This is a genomic window from Proteiniphilum sp. LBM24028, from assembly GCF_056629195.1.
In genome coordinates this window covers 1,195,373-1,215,206 of record NZ_CM152817.1, presented here as the reverse complement: position 1 = coordinate 1,215,206, position 19,834 = coordinate 1,195,373, and the positions used below count along the sequence as shown (strand labels likewise).

At 45.0% G+C, this 19,834-nt stretch carries 16 protein-coding genes and 1 pseudogene; 15 read left to right on the top strand and 2 right to left on the bottom strand.

The genetic code is table 11. The features are described from left to right. Position 1 precedes the first annotated feature (1 nt). The gene (locus AC1HCU_RS04765) at positions 2–904 is read left to right on the top strand and encodes an aldo/keto reductase (RefSeq protein WP_480369697.1); all 903 of its coding nucleotides are present in this window, start codon (positions 2–4) and stop codon (positions 902–904) included. 87 nt (positions 905–991) lie between these two features. On the opposite strand, the gene AC1HCU_RS04760 is transcribed toward AC1HCU_RS04765, so the two are convergent. Beyond that, positions 992–2,359: an NnrS family protein gene (locus tag AC1HCU_RS04760; RefSeq protein WP_480369694.1), complete on the bottom strand. Its 1,368-nt coding sequence runs from the start codon at positions 2,357–2,359 to the stop codon at positions 992–994. Between the two features lie 152 nt (positions 2,360–2,511). After that, positions 2,512–3,444, bottom strand: a complete 933-nt coding sequence (locus AC1HCU_RS04755) for an NAD-dependent epimerase/dehydratase family protein (protein WP_480369691.1) — start codon at positions 3,442–3,444, stop codon at positions 2,512–2,514. 192 nt (positions 3,445–3,636) lie between these two features. Between AC1HCU_RS04755 and AC1HCU_RS04750 the strand changes: the two genes are divergently transcribed. The 14 genes and pseudogenes from AC1HCU_RS04750 (at position 3,637) to AC1HCU_RS04685 (ending at position 19,660) form a co-directional block, all read left to right on the top strand. Further along, on the top strand, positions 3,637–3,957 hold the full coding sequence (locus tag AC1HCU_RS04750) for a hypothetical protein (RefSeq protein ID WP_480369688.1): 321 nt from the start codon (positions 3,637–3,639) through the stop codon (positions 3,955–3,957). Between the two features lie 75 nt (positions 3,958–4,032). Further along, positions 4,033–4,641, top strand: coding sequence for a TetR/AcrR family transcriptional regulator (locus AC1HCU_RS04745; RefSeq protein ID WP_480369685.1), 609 nt, complete (start codon positions 4,033–4,035; stop codon positions 4,639–4,641). A gap of 11 nt (positions 4,642–4,652) precedes the next feature. Then, positions 4,653–5,090, top strand: coding sequence for a thioredoxin family protein (locus tag AC1HCU_RS04740; protein ID WP_480369682.1), 438 nt, complete (start codon positions 4,653–4,655; stop codon positions 5,088–5,090). A gap of 465 nt (positions 5,091–5,555) precedes the next feature. Beyond that, positions 5,556–6,143 carry a TetR/AcrR family transcriptional regulator gene (locus tag AC1HCU_RS04735; RefSeq protein ID WP_480369679.1) on the top strand — a complete coding sequence of 196 codons (588 nt, stop codon included), beginning with the start codon at positions 5,556–5,558 and terminating at the stop codon, positions 6,141–6,143. 11 nt (positions 6,144–6,154) lie between these two features. Then, on the top strand, positions 6,155–7,423 hold the full coding sequence (locus tag AC1HCU_RS04730) for a TolC family protein (RefSeq protein WP_480369677.1): 1,269 nt from the start codon (positions 6,155–6,157) through the stop codon (positions 7,421–7,423). A 69-nt stretch (positions 7,424–7,492) separates the two neighbouring features. After that, on the top strand, positions 7,493–8,389 hold the full coding sequence (locus tag AC1HCU_RS04725; protein WP_480369674.1) for an HlyD family secretion protein: 897 nt from the start codon (positions 7,493–7,495) through the stop codon (positions 8,387–8,389). 54 nt (positions 8,390–8,443) lie between these two features. Continuing rightward, entirely contained in the window at positions 8,444–9,346 is a 903-nt protein-coding gene (locus AC1HCU_RS04720; protein ID WP_480369672.1) for an ABC transporter ATP-binding protein, read from the top strand. A gap of 19 nt (positions 9,347–9,365) precedes the next feature. Further along, positions 9,366–10,091, top strand: a pseudogene (locus AC1HCU_RS04715) (ABC transporter ATP-binding protein); the annotation flags it as partial. 56 nt (positions 10,092–10,147) lie between these two features. Continuing rightward, positions 10,148–11,254 (top strand): ABC transporter permease, encoded by a 1,107-nt coding sequence (locus tag AC1HCU_RS04710; protein WP_480369669.1) that lies wholly within the window; start codon positions 10,148–10,150, stop codon positions 11,252–11,254. Between the two features lie 73 nt (positions 11,255–11,327). Next, positions 11,328–12,464: an ABC transporter permease gene (locus AC1HCU_RS04705; protein ID WP_480369666.1), complete on the top strand. Its 1,137-nt coding sequence runs from the start codon at positions 11,328–11,330 to the stop codon at positions 12,462–12,464. A gap of 71 nt (positions 12,465–12,535) precedes the next feature. Continuing rightward, positions 12,536–14,008, top strand: a complete 1,473-nt coding sequence (locus AC1HCU_RS04700; RefSeq protein ID WP_480369663.1) for a DUF3943 domain-containing protein — start codon at positions 12,536–12,538, stop codon at positions 14,006–14,008. A 35-nt stretch (positions 14,009–14,043) separates the two neighbouring features. Beyond that, positions 14,044–14,961, top strand: coding sequence for a phospholipase A (locus AC1HCU_RS04695; RefSeq protein ID WP_480369660.1), 918 nt, complete (start codon positions 14,044–14,046; stop codon positions 14,959–14,961). Between the two features lie 222 nt (positions 14,962–15,183). Beyond that, positions 15,184–18,093 (top strand): SusC/RagA family TonB-linked outer membrane protein, encoded by a 2,910-nt coding sequence (locus AC1HCU_RS04690; protein ID WP_480371054.1) that lies wholly within the window; start codon positions 15,184–15,186, stop codon positions 18,091–18,093. Between the two features lie 19 nt (positions 18,094–18,112). Beyond that, positions 18,113–19,660, top strand: a complete 1,548-nt coding sequence (locus tag AC1HCU_RS04685) for a RagB/SusD family nutrient uptake outer membrane protein (RefSeq protein ID WP_480369657.1) — start codon at positions 18,113–18,115, stop codon at positions 19,658–19,660. Positions 19,661–19,834: the final 174 nt, after the last annotated feature.

The following is a 19,834-nucleotide window of genomic DNA, read 5'->3' as shown; positions in this document are numbered from 1 at the left end:
GATGAAGAAATTATCGCGGCGCGACTTTCTCCGTACGGGTTTTGCGGGATTTGCCGGATTGACTATGGTACGGCCGGGGTCGTTTGAATTGACCCTGGCATCTGAAATCAGGGTTGACAAGGTGAAATTGGGGAACAGCGGGCTGGATGTTTCCCGGATTGCACTGGGTACCGGTTCAAAGGGGGGGGCGAAGGCATCAAATCAGACCCGCCTCGGGATGGAGAGTTTCACAAAGATGGCCCACCATGCCTACGAAAAAGGGATCTCTTTCTTCGATATGGCAGACTCCTACGGATCACATCAATATGTGGGAAATGCAATTAAATCCCTTCCCCGCGAAAAGCTTACCCTGCTTACAAAAATATGGACCCATGAAGACGGATCAGATAAAATTGTCCCTGTACGTGAATCTCTTGATCGTTACAGGCAGGAGATGAACACCGATTATATTGACATAGTACTTATGCATTGTCTGATGAAGGGAGGCTGGAGTAACAACCGCAAGCATTATATGGAGGGTTTGTCAAAGGCCAAACAAGATGGAATCATCAAAGCTGTAGGTGTCTCCTGTCATAATTGGGATGCCATGGTGGAGGCTGCGGATAATCCATGGGTAGATGTGATCATGGCGCGCATCAATCCTTTCCAGAGTCATATGGACGGGACCCCCGACGTGGTGAAAGAACTGCTGGGAAAAGCCAAAAAGAACGGTATCGGGGTGATCGGCATGAAGATATTTGGAGAAGGACGCCACGTGAGTGACGATGAACGTGAACAATCGCTCAGATTTGCACTGACCGATGCAAATATCCACTGTATGACTCTGGGAATGGAGTCGACCGCCCATGTGGACGATGCGGCAAAAAGAGTCATGCGACTCGCAAAGGAGAATAAGATTCACTGATGAAGACATCTTCCTCCAACACCAGGCTAGACTACTCCCATGATCGCAATGCAGGGGCGGGCATATTTTAATAAATCACTGTCTACGTTAAAAAGTTCGTTTGACCGGAAAACTCTCTTTTTGAATCCGTTTACCTGCTTGTATATTTCTCATTAACTCGTAACCCCACAAGCCCAGAGCGGTGAGTTCGATAAAGCCGGAGAAGCCGATAAACCGAAATGCTTCGGGATAGAAATCGGTCAGGATCTGAGAGGTGATGCGCCAAGTGTTGCCCAGATTGAGCAAAACGAAAACAGCCCATAGGGCGTTGGCCTTCCGGACATCGATACCTGCAAAACCGGGCACCACCTTGCTGGAAATGGCTACAATCATCATCATGATGAAGCCGACTGTCAATGCATGACGATAGGCTCCGAAGTAAGCATGCGAGAAGGGGTTCTCCCCACCCGTCATGGGTAGATAGATGCCGAACATGTAGTAGGGACCAAACGCCAGGAGCAGCGCGGCGACAATAAACCAGAAGTAGGCTGCCCTGATGAACTTCAGGCTGCGGTCGTTGTAGCCGGCAGGCACCCGATGGAACAGTCCGAACTGGATGGGTGTGCCAATGGCTACTACCAGGATAATGATGTAAGAGATACCGTTCGCGGCATGCCACCAGTGTACCCCGGTAGTCATCCCGGCAGTAAAAGAAATCACACCGAAAAGAACGGCTCCGTTCATACCCCACAACAGGAATCTTCTCCAGACAATCGAAGGTTTCCGAAGGCCATATGCACGGGGCAGAATGTGCAGGGATACACCCAATATCATCACCACGGCAATGCCGAGTGTCTGGATGTCGCGATATGGAATATTGAATGAAGAGACATTGAAGAGAAACTCCTCTTGCGTCGCCGCCGACTCAAACAGCCAAAAAATAACCGGATTCAATATTGCCGCAATAAGAAACCAGCCAAGGGCTGAATAGGCGAACCCATCGTTTTTTCGCCCTGCGGGAGCACCTTGTAAGGTACGCACGATCACCAGTACGAAGATGGCGACAGCGATAATCTGCACGATGCCTGCGGAAATCCCCAGCGTAAGGTAAGGCTGTCGCGGAACAATCACATGCGCATAAGCCTGCAGTAGAATGCCCACAATCATCAAAGGAAGCGTGAACAAAGCCAGCCGGGGGCTCCATAGGGTTGTTCCCTTAAAGTGTGGCAATGCCCGATAGGAAAAACCCATGATGAAGAGCCCGACAAAACCGAATACCATGGCATGTCCGTGTGCCAGCACCCAGGAGTAGTCTATTCCGTGAAAACTTTCCTCCAGTCCGATCAGGAGCAGGTTGATGGCTCCCCACATACATCCAAGTGTAAATATGGTAACCAGCGCAGTGATGAAAAAATATTGATGGATTTTCTCGCCCAACAACGATTGTCGGTCGTTGGATAATAGTTTGTTGTTCATTGAAATATATTTGTCTTTGGTCTGAAACGTAACGGGATTTCCAGTTAAGATAAACCAGAAACTCGAAGAATCAGATAGCTGTGATTATGAAATGACAAATATATACAATTCCTACGGAAGAAACAGCTACTTCAATAAAAATTCACCGGAAGTCACTTTTGATTGATCCATTGAATGGTTTTTCTGATTCCCTCTTCATAATCGACAGGTACATAGTCGAAATGCCGGTTAAACTTTGAGGAATCAAAGTGGTAAGGATATTCATTCTGGTACAGCATTTCATATGCTTCTCCGGCAATCTTGCTGAATAATTTTCCAAATCGCATCAACGATTTGGACAGAATCATATATTTCGGTTTAACGCCAATCTCCCGGGAAGCCAGCTCAATAAAAGTTCTGCCGTCTATGGCCGGACTATGGGTCGGCAAATGCCATATCTGATTCCAGGCAGTATTTTCTTTGGCAAGCAAATAAAGTCCTTCGGCACAATCGGGTATATAGGTATAGGAATGAGGCTGATTCACATCTGCCATCCATTGGGCAGTTTTCCCGTGCATCAGTCTGTCAAAGACCATCATGTAGGGCACACTGGTAACCGGGGTGCCGAAAGGGCCATAAAGATCCGCAGCTCTTGCAATGATTACATCCAATTCGTTCTTCTGCATTTCCTCTTCCAGAAGTCCCGCTATCTCAGCCCTCACCTCTCCTTTCCGGCTGATCGGGTTATAGACTGTTTCCTCTGTCATGATGCCGTCTACTTTACCATACATATAGACATTGTCGAAAAAAATTAATTTAGCGCCCACCTCTTTACAAGCATCAATTGTATTTCTGATAATTTTGGGCCACCTTTCTTTCCATATCTTTACATCATAAGGAAGTCCCACACACAGGTATACAACGTCAGACCGTTTTACCCCCTCCAGGGTATCGGCATAGGAAATTAAATCTCCTTTCAGATATTCTGTCCCTTCCAGTGGATGTATCTCCCTGGATACCAGTCTTATTTCTTCCCCATTTCTCAGCAGAGTATACGTCAACGCATTTCCTATGGAGCCTCCTGCTCCCAAAATTGTATGTTTCATTTTAAAGTTGATAAATTATTATGATTTTAGTCATTGAGAAATGATATAACTACATTCAAATTTTAAAGTTCATTAATAACGGGTTAAATATTTTAAAGACACTTGTCGATGTATTTTTTATTTCTACTTTTGTGAGTGATCGTTCACTTACATACTTGATATGTGGCGAATCAAGCAAAAAAATGCAATTCTATGATTGAAAGAAAAGCAATATTCTTTTCAAAAGACAAACTCACCCATCTCCGGAATGAAGATAAAATATTGGTGATTTTTGATCTGGAATTCAACCGGGTTGTCGGGGTAGAGACAATTGCTGTTAAGAAGATCGATATGCCGATGGAAGAACTTTTGCTTTATTTACGAAGAATATATATCAATGTAGTTTATGTGTCGACGATGGATGGGGAAACGAGAAACAAGTTTATCGAGTATGGTATAGAGGTAAAAACAGCACCTATGCTGGAAAATGATAAACTATTGAATACACTTTATCTGTCAACACCATTTTTTTAAACAGAAGTACGAAAAAATAAAGCTAAAAAGAGAGGTGGCTACACGGAGAATGATCTTTCCCTCTTAAAATAAAGAATGATGAATATTAAAATGGAAATAAAACCTAGACAACTGGAAATTATTGAAGCTGCCGGAAAATTGCTGACTACCTCCGGAGTAAGCGGACTTACAATCAAAAATCTGGCTATTGAAATGAATTTTTCAGAGAGTGCCCTTTACAGACATTTTACCAGCAAGGAGGAAATAATTCTCACGTTATTGCAATATTTACATGAAAATGTAGCCAGGATCATGAATAATACGCCCATATCCGGTGACTTTAAAAAAGAATTTTATTCCCTCTTCAAAAGACTGACCCGCTATTTTAAGGATCACCCTTATTATGTTGTGGTCGTATTCTCCGAAGGATTACTGGATGAGAGTGCCCAAATAAGTGAGAAGATTTTGCAACTGATGAACACCCTGACTAGGCATGTGCAATCGCTCATTGACATCGGCCAAAAAATACTGTTGATCACAGACCTCCTCACACCTGAACAAATAGCACAAATCATCATCCCCGCCTTCCGGCATCAAATGTTTAAATGGAAGATCGCTAATTTTGAATCAGATATAGAGCGAAACATTGAGTCGCTATTGTTCTCCCTGCTCGAACTCCTGAAAGTGCATAAAAGATTAACTTAAAAATTGTCTCTATGTCGCGTAAAGTCTTCCAACTGAAATCATGGCATTTTATTACTGCTACAGTAGCGTTTTACATCCTAACAGCGGTTCTCTCCGAGATCAGGGTGAAAGAAATGCCGTTCGCGTCAGCGAAAACAAATTTAATTGAACTGGATAAGATCAAATTTGACGACAATGAACTGCGTTTTGTTTTTTTCCATGACAGCAATTCTCAGCTTTGCGGAAAAATGAAGTTTCATATCGAACAATTTATTGATAATGAACAGGAAGAGGTATATTTTTATGAGATAGACGTACACAAAAACCCGGAAGTCTTTTATGAGCACAATGTATCCGGAATTCCCAATATACTGGTCTTTAAAGGCAATAAAGAGATTAAAAGAATAATGGGTGTAGTACCTTACAAAAATTTAAAGAAGATTGTTCAATCGTTAAATGAGAATGTATGAAACTGTCCCTTTCTTTTTTTAAAAAAAATTTATTTGTCCTTATTTTCATATTCTCAGGAATTATCACAGGCTACATATACTGGATCAATTGGGGCATATATTACGGTACCCTCCCTCTCTCCTCGGAGTGTTGGGTAAATTGTACCTATGGTGGAATTTTCGGGGGACTGGCAGGTAGCCTGATTAAAACATCCTGAAAACAGTGCTGGGAGCTATTTATTTTCCATTATCCACTCTCACAGCAATTCTTTCTTTACGGTTAAAATATAGCATGCGCTTTATAATCACAGACTGTCCGTTTGCAATACGGGCTAATATACGAATGGAAATCGGAAAGTCGGTTTTTGAAAAAAAGTAAAAAAACCACCAAATAATATAAAAAATCAAAACCGAATCAAACATTTGATTTAATCATTTGTTTAAATCAAATGAGTAACGTACTTTTGCAGGATAAAAAAAATAATAATGGAAACAATCTCAACAGAACAGAAAATTATCCGGGCAGCCGACAAACTTTTCACACAGAAAGGATATGCTGCCACAAAGACCCGGGATATTGCCGAGGAGGCGGGTACCAACCTGGCACTGCTAAATTACTACTTTGGTAGCAAAGAGAATCTCTATAAAAAGGTGGTTCAGGAAAAATTAAAGATGTTGCTTGGTGTAATGGGATCAGTTTTGTCTGATGAGAATATTTCTCTCGAATACAAAATAAGATCGATCGCCCAAAATTACACTACCCTTTTACTAGAAAACGAGGAACTTCCCATCTTTATATTAAGTGAGTTGTCGGTCAACAAGGAACTCTTTGTAGGGATCACCCAAAATGCACGTCAAATTGCACAACCGGTAATCGATAAACAGCTGAAAGAGAAAAAACTGGAAATATCCGCCAAAGACTTGGTCATCAACACACTAAGCCTTACCATGTTCCCGTTCGTGGCAAAACCGCTGATTATCTCCTCGGGATTGGTGAAGGAAGATGAGTTTGTGGAATTTGTAACAGAAAGAAAAGAAAAGATCATCGAGTGGATCATAAAAACAACCAAATAATAAGTGAAATTATGAATAAGAGAACATTGCTGCTACTTGTGCTATTGACAGGATTAACTGTCCTGTCCGTTTCAGCACAGATGATCACGATTGAAGAAACCCAATCGAAAGCAGAAGCAAATTATCCCGCCATTGTCCGGTACGACCTCATTGAACGAACGAAAAACTTTAACATTGCCAATGCCAACAAAGCCTACTTGCCGCAAGGTACGCTCAGTGTCCAGGGAACGTGGCAATCTGATGTCACGAGTATTGATCTCGACATACCGGGGCTGGAAATTCCATCTATCGACCAGGATCAGTACAAGCTCGTGGCCGAACTGAACCAGCTTATCTGGGATGGTGGAAAAATATCGGCACAGAAAAAAAATATAGAAGCTGAAGCAACCTTAGAGAAAAAACTGCTTGAAAGCGAAATATACACCCTGAGGGAGCGGGTAAACAACCTCTATTTCGGCATCCTGCTCATGAAAGGACAACTCAATCAGCATGGGATACTGGAGAAGGAACTTCGGCGTAATTATGATAACGTGAAGGTATATGTACAAAACGGTGTAGCCAATGAAGGTGACTTGAACGTGGTGAAAGTGGAGCAGTTGAAAGCATCGCAGCAACGCATTCATCTTGAATCAACGCTGGAAGCATATATCCGCATGTTGTCGGTACTGATAGGTGAAGAACTGGACGGGAACATGGTATTTGTCAAACCGGATCCGGGCAACACGGTCACCTCCTCTGTGATCAACCGGCCCGAACTACAGATATTCGAGGCGCAGGAACACAACATTGAGACCCAAAGATCACTCCTGAATGCCAGGATAAGGCCCACCATCGGCGCTTTTGCACAAGGGGGGTACGGGAAGCCCGGCCTCAACATGTTCGACAACGATTTTTCCCCCTATTTTTTGGGAGGTGTACGTTTCTCCTGGAACTTTGGCAACCTATATACATTAAAAAACGACAAGAAAAAAATGGACTTGCAAAAGCTCTCTGTCAATTCGCAACGTGAGACATTCCTGTATAATCTGAACATAGTGATCCCCCAACAGCAAATAGAAATTGAAAAGTTCAGAAAAACAATGAAGGATGACAATGAAATCATTCTGCTGCAAAGTCAGATCCGTGAAGCAGCAGAAGTAAAGGTGGAAAATGGCACAATGACCGTCTCCGATCTGATGAAAGAGATCAACGCTGAGGAGGCGGCCAAACAGGCAAAGACATTGCACGAAATTCAATATCTCTTGTCGGTGTATGCACTTAAATACACAACCAATAATTAAACGCTCTGCTTTCAGCCTTCAGTGAAAAGTAAAAACAAAATATAAGTATAAAACAGATCAAATTAAATTATGAAACTATTTACATTACTAACCTCATTATCAGCCTCATTTCTGTTTTTTTCCTGCAGTAATGACAAAAACAATTATGATGCCACCGGATCGTTTGAAGCTACAGAAATCATCGTCTCCTCTCAGGCAAATGGTCGTATTTTGATATTCAACCTGAATGAGGGAGATCAGCTGCAACAGGGACAAATGGTGGGCGTCATCGACAGTACGCAGCTCTATCTGCAAAAAATGAGCCTCCTCTCCAATGCGCGAGGTGTAAGGGCACAGCAGCCTGATATTCGCAAACAGACAGCATCTGTTCAGGAACAAATAAAGACACTGGAACGAGAAAAAGCACGCATACAAAGGCTTCTTGCATCCAACGCGGCCAATCAAAAACAGCTTGACGACATAGAGTCCCAGATCGATGTGCTTCAGAAACAATTGCTTGCATTGACATCTACCCTTGAAAAAAGCAGCGAAAATATCTCCGCGCAGAGTTCAACCCTCGAAATACAGGTTGCCCAACTCGATGATCAGCTTGAAAAGACCCATATCATCAGCCCGGTTGCAGGAACGGTTCTCAACAGATACGCCGAGGCAGGAGAGCTGGCCACCATGGGTACTCCGCTCTTTAAAATTGCCGATACTGATACGATGGACCTGAGGGCATATGTGACCAATGATCAGCTTGCGCGGATTAAACTCAACGATGAAGTAACCGTGCGGGTGGACGACGGGGAAGGAAACATGAAACTCTACAGCGGCAAAGTCAGCTGGATCTCCAGCAAATCGGAGTTTACTCCCAAAACCATACAGACCAAAAACGAACGGGCAAACTTAGTTTATGCACTCAAAATAGCCGTTCCTAATGATGGTTTTCTGAAGATAGGAATGTATGGCGAAGTAAAATTCTAAAATCGGGGAAGAGAAAGAAGTAACAGGAAACCGCGTCCTTTTAATGACAACAAAATGATTGAAGTAAAAGATTTATACAAGAGCTACGCCAAAGGAAAAGTGAACGCGCTGAACGGAATCACATTTTCAGTGGAAGACGGTGAGGTATTCGGGGTGATCGGTCCGGATGGCGCCGGAAAATCATCACTTTTCCGCATTCTCGCCTCACTCCTGCTGCCCGATGGTGGAGTCGCTATCATGAACGGGAATGATGTGGTGAAAGATTACCGGAAGGTACGGCAAATAATCGGTTACATGCCTGGCCGCTTCTCGCTCTACCAGGATCTGAGCGTGGAGGAAAATCTGACGTTTTTCGCTACCCTCTTCAATACCACTATCGAGGAGAACTACCACCTGATCAAAGATATTTATCAGCAGATAGAGCCTTTTAAAGACAGACGGGCCGGTGCACTTTCGGGCGGAATGAAACAGAAGCTGGCGTTAAGCTGTGCATTGATCCATAAGCCGGAAATACTTATCCTTGATGAACCCACCACCGGCGTGGACCCTGTATCGAGAAAGGAGTTTTGGGATATGCTGGGGCGACTGAAAGAGCAGGGGATTACCATCCTGGTATCCACAGCTTATATGGACGAAGCAAGCCGTTGCGACCGGATTGCACTGATACGGGAAGGGGAGTTTATCGCGAGCGACACACCGCAGGGCATTATTGACAGCTATGCCGATATACTATGGTCGGTGGAAGGATTCCGCATGTCTGCCCTTTTGGATGCATTGCGCGGTCACTCTGAAGTAAAAACAAGTTTCGCTTTCGGAGACAAGATTCACATCACCGTGACCGAAGGGCTGCAGGCCGAAGAATTAAAACAATATCTGGCAGAAAAACAATTCGGCGACGTGCGTATTGCTCCAATCAAGCCGACCGTAGAAGATTGTTTCATGGCATTGACAAACTAAAAATATGAGTGTAAAAGTAATTGAAGTATCGGGCCTGACAAAAAAGTTCGGCAACTTTACCGCCGTAGATCACATCACTTTTGACGTGGAAGAGGGTGAGATTTTCGGATTCCTCGGCGCCAACGGCGCAGGAAAAACTACTGCCATGCAGATGCTTTGCGGTATCAGCATGCCCACGGCAGGGGCAGGAACCGTCACGGGCTTTGATATCATTAAAGAAAATGAACGGATCAAACGTAACATTGGTTACATGAGCCAGAAGTTCTCGCTGTATGAAGACCTCAGGGTATGGGAAAACATTCGTCTGTTCGGGGGCATTTACGGTCTCACGGATAAGGAGATCGCCACGAAGACCGATGCATTGCTCGAAAGATTGGACTTCCGCGAAGAGCGCAACACGCTGGTGAAATATCTGCCACTGGGCTGGAAGCAGAAACTGGCTTTCTCGGTGGCCATCTTTCACGAGCCGGAAATCGTCTTTCTGGATGAACCGACCGGTGGCGTGGATCCAGCAATGAGAAGGCAGTTCTGGGAGATGATCTACGAGGCGGCCGACCAAGGAATCACCGTCTTCGTCACCACACACTACATGGACGAAGCAGAGTATTGCAACCGGGTATCCATCATGGTGGACGGACATATTGACGCTCTTGATTCACCGGCGGAGTTGCGGCGTCAGTTCAACGCCGACTCCATGGATGAAGTTTTCCGGCAGCTGGCACGCAAGGCAAAACGGGGCGATTAACCGACCATGCGCTGGTTAAGCACAAAACCCTATCCTGATTATAAAAACATCAAAAAATGAAACAATTTATCGCATTTGTAAAAAAAGAGTTCCGCCACATCATGCGCGACAACCGGACGTTACTGATCATCCTGGGAATGCCCGTAGTGGAAATCCTGCTGTTTGGCTTTGCCATCAACATGGAGGTACAGGACATTCGCGTGGCTTTCTATGACCCTACTCCCGATGCTTTCACTACCGGTATTGCGGAACGGATCAGAGAGAATCCCTACTTTAATTATCAGGGAAACATGCAGTCGATGGACGATATGGAGGAATCGATGCGCAAAGGAGAACTAGATCTGGCAGTAGTCTTTCAGCAAAACTTTCAGGAGGAGTTGGTGCACTCGGGAGAAGCGGCTGTACAACTGCTTTCCAACAGTTCCGATCCCAACAGGGGCTCTATCTCGGCCACCTACGCCACGGCGATCATAGCAGGATTTCAACAGGAACAAACAGATTTATTAAAGATCCCTTTTTATATCCAGACTGAAAACCGGATGATCTATAATCCGCTGATGAAATCGTCCTATATGTTCGTCCCGGGCATCATGGGACTGGTACTGATGATCATCTGTACCATTATGACATCGGTCTCCATTGTCCGCGAAAAGGAGCGTGGCACCATGGAGGTACTTCTTGCTTCGCCGTTGAAACAGGGAACCATGATCTTCGCGAAAACCATTCCCTATATGATCATCTCCTTTATCGACTTTTTTATCATCCTTCTTCTGAGTTATTTTATTTTAGATGTACCTGTCAATGGCAGCCTGATTTTGCTTTTTTTGGTCGCGATCCTCTATATTTCGCTGACACTGACCTACGGGCTTACTGTCTCAACACTGGTAGATAAACAGGTCAACGCGGTGATCGTCTCGGCGATCACGGCAATGATTCCCGTACTGATGCTCTCTGGGATGATCTTCCCCGTAGACAATATGCCATGGGTGCTGCAGAATTTCTCGGCCATCGTGCCTGCACGCTGGTTTATTGAAGCGGTGCGAAAAGTAATGATCCAGGGACAGGGATTTCTGATGATATGGAAAGAGGTCACCATCATGATCGGAATGACACTAATCCTGCTGGGGGTTACAGTGGCAAAGACTAAAAAACGACTTGAATAGAGATTGAACATACAAGCTTTCAATACTTACTTGCTTATAGCTGATTACTGATCGACAAATAGATAAGACGAGCATGAAGACATTAAAATTTCTCATTGAAAAAGAGTTTAAACAGATGTTCAGGAATCCGCTGATTCCAAGGCTGATCATAATATTTCCCACCATGGTGATGCTGGTTTTTCCGTGGGCGGTAAGTTTCGAGGTGAAGAACATCGAAATCGATGTGGTGGACCACAGTAAAAGTGTCTACTCACAAAGGCTGACTGATAAAATTGCTGCATCACAATACTTTATCCTGCACGATACACCACTTGATTATCAGACGGCGATGATGAATATGGAATCTGGCAAAACAGATATGATCCTCGAGATCCCCGCCTCTTTCGATAAAGAGATGGTGAAAACCAGGTCATCGGCTGTCGGCATGGCAGTCAACGCGGTAAACGGTACCCAAGGGCTGCTGGGCAGTAATTACATCATGCAGATCGTGAATGATTTTTCAACCGAGCTGCGTGAAGAGCTACTTCATACGCTGCCTCCCCAATCGAGGGCCTCTATAATGAAGATGCCTAAAATAAATATCGTGCCACAGTACAAGTTTAACCTCGCGCTCGACTACAAGAATTTCATGATCCCCGGCTTTATGGTGCTGCTGCTTACCATCATCTGTGGTATCTTGCCGGCACTGAATATCGTGATGGAAAAAGAGAACGGTACCATCCAGCAGATCAACGTCACCCCGGTCAGTAGGATAAGTTTCATCCTTGCCAAGCTGATCCCTTTTTGGATTGTAGGTATCGTGGTGATGATCATCTCCATCACGATCGCTTTCCTGATGTATGGCCTCTGGCCTGCCGGGAGTACAATCGCGGTACTGTTTTCTGCCGCGGTCTTTATCATCTCCGTGTCGGGCTTGGGAATCATCATTTCAAACTATTCCGAAACCATGCAGCAGGCCAGTTTCCTGGTGATGTTCTTTATCCTGATCCTGGTTCTGCTGGGAGGTATGTTTACGCCTGTCTCCAGCATGCCGGCATGGGCTCAGTTGATTGCCGCCATCAATCCGTTCAATTACCTGACGGAGACATTCAGGATGCTCTATCTAAATGGTAGCAAACTGGCCGATGTCGCCGGAAACCTGCTGGCATTGGGAGTGATTGCAGTGGTATTGAATGGATGGGCGGTTTTTAGTTATAAGAAGAGAGGATAAGGATGATATGAGGTTTGAATGATGGGATGAGGAGATGATGTGGTGATTGAATGTTGTGAGGATTGAATAAAATGAAAACAGCTGTCGCGATATATTGTGTGATGCTCTTCCTGTTTCCTTACGGACAGGGTCGGGCAGAAAGTGTTGTGACGGTGCCGATAGATTCAATCCTATCCCCCTTTAGCCTCATAGAGAAAAAAAGGGGAAAAGCCGTATCAATCAATGTGGGTCTGAACATGGTCATGAGAGGCTTTAACCGGTTTGTGCTGGAAGATGAATATGCACAGATCAACTTGCACTCCATGAGAAACAACATGAATACCCTGCCCGTATGGGATACAAACAGGTTCACCACGAACCTTATCGGGCATCCCTATCATGGGTCTATGTATTTCAACAGCGCACGGGCAAACGGATTTGAATTTTATCAGTCTTCTCTTGTCACGGCTGCTGGTAGCCTGATGTGGGAATACCTGATGGAGACAAAACCACCTTCTCACAACGACCTGTGGGCAACCACGGTGGGAGGAACCGCGTTGGGAGAGATGATGTTCCGGTTGTCCGATCTGATCTTAGACAATCGGGCAACAGGTGCCGAGCGTCTGGGCAGGGAACTGCTTGCCGGCATCCTGTCTCCCACCCGGCTTATCACCCGGCTTACAACCGGTGAAGCATGGAAAACAGGAACATCAAGGGGAAACCTTCTGTATAGATCGCCTTACCTGCTGGCGCTCTATTGCGGAGAAAAAGTGAGCGCTGTTCCCGACGGAGGAACTGATATGCGGAGATTTACGCTGGGGACCGAATTGCGCTATGGTGAACTATTCGGCACGCCGATCGAAAAACCATATGAATGGTTTCGGGCAACAGGTGAAATCATGATAGACAACCAGGGATTGCATCTGACACAGGTGAACACGCTTGGCCTTCTTTTCAATAAATCACTCTTTCATAACGAAAATACATGGATCACAGGAGGTCTGTTTCAACACTTCAATTACTACGACATGTACCCGGCAGATGATGAAACTAGCGCGATCACACTCTATATCTCAGAGGCTGCAGCCATAGGCCCGGGGATCATTATGCAAAAAAAGAAGAATGAGGTGAAAGCGCAATTCGATGCTCATTTAAGCGGAATTATTCTTGGAGCAAGCACATCGGACCATTTTAAGCTGGAAGACAGGGATTATAATTTTGGCAGCGGGTTTAGTTTTAAGCTAAAGGGCACACTCACCTTCTGGCAAAAGCTGTGGCTCGCGCTGTATGCTGAAAATTATATGCTTTTCTCTTGGAAAGGGGTGGACGATTATGAAAAGCTGAAGAGCCTCACAACCGATGAAATTGATTTTCTAAACGTGCAGGGTGACAAAAGCAACGTAAGGCTGCATGTACTGGGATTGGATATGAAATACAACCTGAATGCAAACACGCATCTGAAATTCCGGGCCAGACATTTTATCCGGAATACGTTGTACAAGCATTTTCCAAATGTCAGTTATAATTCGGAGGAGCTTTTCTTAGGAATCGGTTTTTATGTCTGACCAACGTAAACAATAATGACAAAAAATTATCCAAAATGCAACAAAAATTTATATTATTCCTTCTTCTACCGCTGATACTGTTTTCATCTATTCCTGAAATAAAGGCTCAATCAGAAACCGTGATGCCCGACACGACCAAACGGTCGCTTAAGAACCTCATTGAGGGAGTGAAGTCGAAAATTGAATATGACCGACAGGAACTGGCCATGACGGAAGAGGAGATCATCAGCCATATGGATAACCTGCCCCCTTTTTCCATCTATAAGGACAACTTTTTTATTACCGGTATTCCGCTCAACAAAAGCATCGACGGAGAGACCGCCGATGCCAAGTTTCAAATCAGTTTCAGACATCGTCTTACCAAAAGCAGATTGCCTTTCGATACCTTCCTTTATTTGACTTATACACAAAAATCATTCTGGGATATCTACCAGGAATCGGCTCCGTTCAGGGATTCCAACTACAATCCGGGAATAGGACTGGGAAGATATATTATTGTGGACGATAGGCTTACGGGGGCAGCCTTCCTTCAGCTGGAACATGAGTCGAATGGCCGCGACAGCCTTGAATCAAGGAGTACCAACTGGATTGGCTTCTCAGGGAAATATTTCCTTACCTCTAACCTCGCTACCAGCTTCAAAATAACAATCCCTTATGCAACGGGTGAAGACAACAGCGATTTATATGACTACAGAGGAACAGGATACTTCACAGCAGACTACAAAACTTCGGATAATAAATGGTGGTTGACAGGTACCTATAGTCTCCGGAAGAGCGTGAAAGCCATCAATTTCAAATTCAGTGCCGGCTACAAAATCTCTGACAGGTTCAACCAATATATTTTTGGGGAACTTTATAGCGGTACCGGCGACAGCCTGCTCGATTACAAAAGAAAAGATGTACAAATAAGAGTTGGGATATGTATCAAGCCCGATTTTTACAGTGTATTTTAAATTTGTCTCTTTTTTCTGCTATCGATCACGTTAAAAAATAAGTAAATTAATTTTAAAAAATTTATTTTACTTTATCTCTGGTGAGTTGAAAATGAGTTGAAAGTCAAAATGAAAATAAAATAATGTTTGACTTTTAAACCTCATATTTTTGGTTTTTTCAATGAATTATCAATCTAACATTAATGAACTATGGACAGAAAAATGACCATTTTTTGGAAGGGAATGTTATCCTTGTCTCTTTGGATACTCTCCCTGGGTGTTTTTGCACAAGCCATCACCGTGAGAGGAACGGTGAAAGATGTGAATGGGGAGCCGCTCGCTGGTGTGACTGTACTTGTACAGGGTACTACTACCGGAACAGTTACAGATATAGACGGAAACTTCGTGCTGGAAGGTGTAGCTGCCGGTATAACACTTGATATCTCTTACGTAGGTATGCAAGGTCAGGTAATTCCAGTGAACGGGCGCACCACAATTAATGTAGTGCTGATGGATGAAACTGAACTACTGGATGAACTGGTGGTGGTGGGATATGGTGAGCAACGACGCAGGGAGATTACAGGTTCCGTAACCAATGTAACGGCTGGGAATTTTAATCAGGGCGTTACGAGGGATGCGGCCGACCTGCTACAGGGAAAGGTTGCGGGTCTTGATATAAGTACACCTTCGGGCGATGTAACGGAAGGTTCACGCATCCGTTTAAGGGGTGTTTCCACTTTACAAAACGACCAGGGCCCTTTTATCGTGATTGACGGTGTGCCGGGAGGAGACCTGCAAACGGTGGCACCCCAGGACATTGAATCGATCTCCGTGTTGAAAGATGCCTCTTCTGCCGCCATTTACGGATCCCGTTCAGCGGGGGGTGTAATACTGATTACCACCAAGAGAGGATCGGGACTTAAACCGAGGATATCTTACGACGGATATTTAGCTGTCTCCACACTGGCCAATAAACCCGATCTGCTAACTGCCAATGAATGGCGCGACTATGCAAGGGAGACAGGGAAAGATACTTCGGTATACGACAAATACGGTGCAAGTACCGACTGGTTTGATGAGATCATCCGGGAGGGTATTTCACAGAATCACAGTCTCTCGCTTTCGGGTGGAGGTTCAAATAACAACTACCGGGCCTCATTTAACTATCTTGACAGGGAAGGTGTGGTAAACGACAATTACCTGGAACGTTATAATTTTCGTTTTCAGCTACAGCAACGGGCTATTAACGATCGTTTGCGTATCGGCTTGACCGGTTCTGCCGCCATTGGTGAATGGAATGAGGCAGACAACTATAATTTTGTACTGGCCTATAATATGTTGCCGGTCTACCCTGTAAAATTAGAAAACGGTGAATGGTTCGATACCCGTGAGTATGATCAGGGCAATCCGGTACGAAATCAGACCTACAATAAAAATTTGAAAAAGAATGTACATTATTACGGTTCTGGCGACATCTTATTCAATATTATGGATGGCCTTGATATCAAGACTATGCTGTATAAAGAACGACAGACCGAAGAGAGGAGTCAATACAACCATTCCGAAACGCAGGCAGGTCGTGATGATGGAGGCTATGCCTTACGTGAGAACAAGATTTGGGACAAGAATTTGATGGAGTGGTTATTAGATTACACGACAACCTTTGGTTCAGCAGGGAAGCACAGGTTAAATGCACTTGCCGGATATTCATGGGAGGAAAATGAATACTCTTACACGAAAGCTGCCAACCGTAACTTCACCACCGACCTACTGGGAGCGGATAACCTGGAATCGGGACAAGGTTTGCGCCCTAACGACGTGGGTTCGGAAAGAAACATGAGCCGTCTGATCTCTTTCTTTGGACGTGCCCATTACAGCTACGAATCACGGTATATGCTCACGGCAACACTTCGTAGAGACGGCTCTTCCAAGTTTGGAGACAACAACAAATGGGGTACATTTCCATCGATTTCAGTTGCATGGGGGATCTCGGAAGAAGAGTTTTTAAAAGATATAAAATGTATCAACGATCTGAAGCTACGTGTAGGCTACGGGATTACCGGTAACCAGGCAGGACTCGATCCGTACAAGACACTCCAGCTTTACGGCACCAGCGGCACCTATTACGACAATGGCTCCTGGCTCACGGCCTATAAGATCAGCCAGAATGCCAATCCCGACCTGAAATGGGAAGAGACCGCCATGTTTAACGTCGGACTCGATTTTTACCTGTTTAATGAGCGACTAAATGGTACGCTGGAATGGTACGACAAAAGAACCACCGACATGCTATATACCTACAGGGTTCCCACACCTCCTTATCTGCATCCGGACATGATGGCCAATGTGGGGGATATGAAGAATACCGGGGTTGAGTTGGCTCTGAATTTTAATGCTATCCAGACCCGAAACTTCAATTGGAGCACCTCCGTGACATTGGCCCATAACAAGAATGAGGTGACCAGCCTGTCGGACGATACGTACACCACCAGCCGTATTATGGTGGGTGATGCATGGGTACGCGGCGGCTCGGGCCGCACCACCCATGTGATCGAAGAAGGTTATCCCGTGGGACAGTTCTACGGACCTGAATTTGTGCGGATTGATAATGATGGTAAATATGTATTTCGGAACAAAGACGGAGAAGAGGTAAATTCGGTGACGGCCGAGGATTATACCTATATCGGCTCTGCACAGCCGGATTTAACATTCGGCTGGAACAACCAGTTTAACTACAAGAACTGGGATTTATCGTTTTTCTTTCGCGGTTCATTAGGCAATGATGTATTGAACATGGGACGAATGACTTATGGACATCCGGGCTACCTGATTGGAGCCAATGCACTGGACGACCCGTTGGTACATCAACTGAAAGTAGTGCCCGAATACTCATCATTATACGTGGAAGATGCGTCCCACATCCGACTTGACAATATGTCACTCGGGTATACCTTTAATACAAAAGGGATTGACTGGTTAGAGCGGGCCCGTGTATATGCTACCGGACAAAATCTATTTGTGATCACAGGATATAAAGGGTTAGATCCCGAGGTGGATGCGAACCGGAATAACGGTCTTGCACCGGGCGTGGAAGACCGTGAATATTACCCCAAATCCCGTACGTTTTCTTTGGGTGTAAGTCTCACTTTCTAACTAAAAAAATTAAACAGATATGAAAAAAACAATCAAAATAACATGGATATCCGTTGTGTTGGTTTTAATGGGAGGGATACACTCCTGCACCGACCTCGATGAAACGGTATATGACACCATCCCTGCAGATCAGTTTGGGCAAAAACCGGCCGAGATAAACGCGATTATCGCGCCCATATATAAAACTTTGAAGAACCTGTGGCCAGGTAATTTCTTCCTCCTCTCGGAACAGACCGGTGATATGGCGATTACCCCTACCCGAGTAGGAGGTGACTGGTGGGACGGCGGTATACATATGGATTTGAAGTTGCATACCTGGGAAGCACGTAACGGGCTGATCAACGACTCGTGGAACGCTGCCATGTCGGGTATTACCACCTCTAACCAGATATATGCCACCATCGAGAATGCTGAAATGGACTTGGAACTGAAAGAGCGTACGCTGGCTGAAATCAGGGGAATTCGTGCCTTTTGGTACTATATGTTGATTGATTACTTCGGAAATGCCCCCCTGGTGGCCGATTACACCAGCACGGACCTTCCAACAATGTCGTCGCGCCAACAGTTGTATGACTTTGTAGTTTCCGAGCTGAATGAAATTAAGGATTTGCTGCGGGACGATGTCACGAGCGAGAGCTACGGAAAGTTTACTCAGGGAGCCGCGTATACTTTATTGGCCAAGATATACCTGAACGCTGAAACATGGGCGGGAACGCCAAACTGGGAAGGGGTGATTGAGGCTACAGATAAGGTGATGTCACTCGACTATATAATTGAACCCAACTGGAAGACGAACTTCGAGGTACATAACGAAGTTTCCCGGGAGATCATTTTACCTATCGCGTTTGGAAAAGCCGATGAAGGCAACCATTTACATAAACGCACGCTCCACTACCTGGATCCGATAGCACTGGGAATTAATGTGGGCACCTGGAACGGAGTAAGTGCCCAACCCAACTATGTGAAGCAGTTTGATGATGCCGACCCGCGCAAAGAGGGTTCATTCCTGATGGGGCCGATGATTGATCCGGCAACAGGGAATGTGCTGATAACCGCTCATGCACGGCCCCTGATTCATACGGTAGACTTCAATATCATTCCCGGTACAATCAAAGAGGGAATGTGGGGCGAAGTAAATCAGGAAGAAGGTGCCCGAGCAAATAAATGGGTATTCGAAAAGGGGCTGGCCAACTCAGACCAGGAGAATGATTTCGCTATCTTCCGGCTTGCCGATGTCTATCTGATGAAGGCGGAAGCCTTACTGAGGCTGGGGCAAAATAATGCTGAAGCCACCCGGTTGATCAACGTGATCCGCCAACGGGGGTTTGGAAATAATTCCCATAACTATACAACTGCCACACTTGACGACCTCTATCTGGAGAGACGGCTCGAACTGGCGTGGGAAAACACCAACCGCCAGGACATGATTAGGTTTGGCAGGTTCCTGAATCCGGGTTACCTGCGGCCTTCCACCTCGCCGGTGCATCTGTTGCTTTTCCCGATTCCGGAAGCAGCATGGGAAACAAACAATAACCTGGTACAAAATCCGGGATATCCGGCGTTTTAATTGACGGTTAAAACGATGACAGCATTATGCTCGTAAATAATGATGTGGAAGGGTATAATACCTAGACCTGAGTTTATAGGGGTCAAAAAAGGGGCTGTCTCAAAAGAAAGGCAGCCTCTTTTTTTAGTATCAAATTTTTCTTAAAAAAACCTCCTCAAATATTGTTATTTAAAC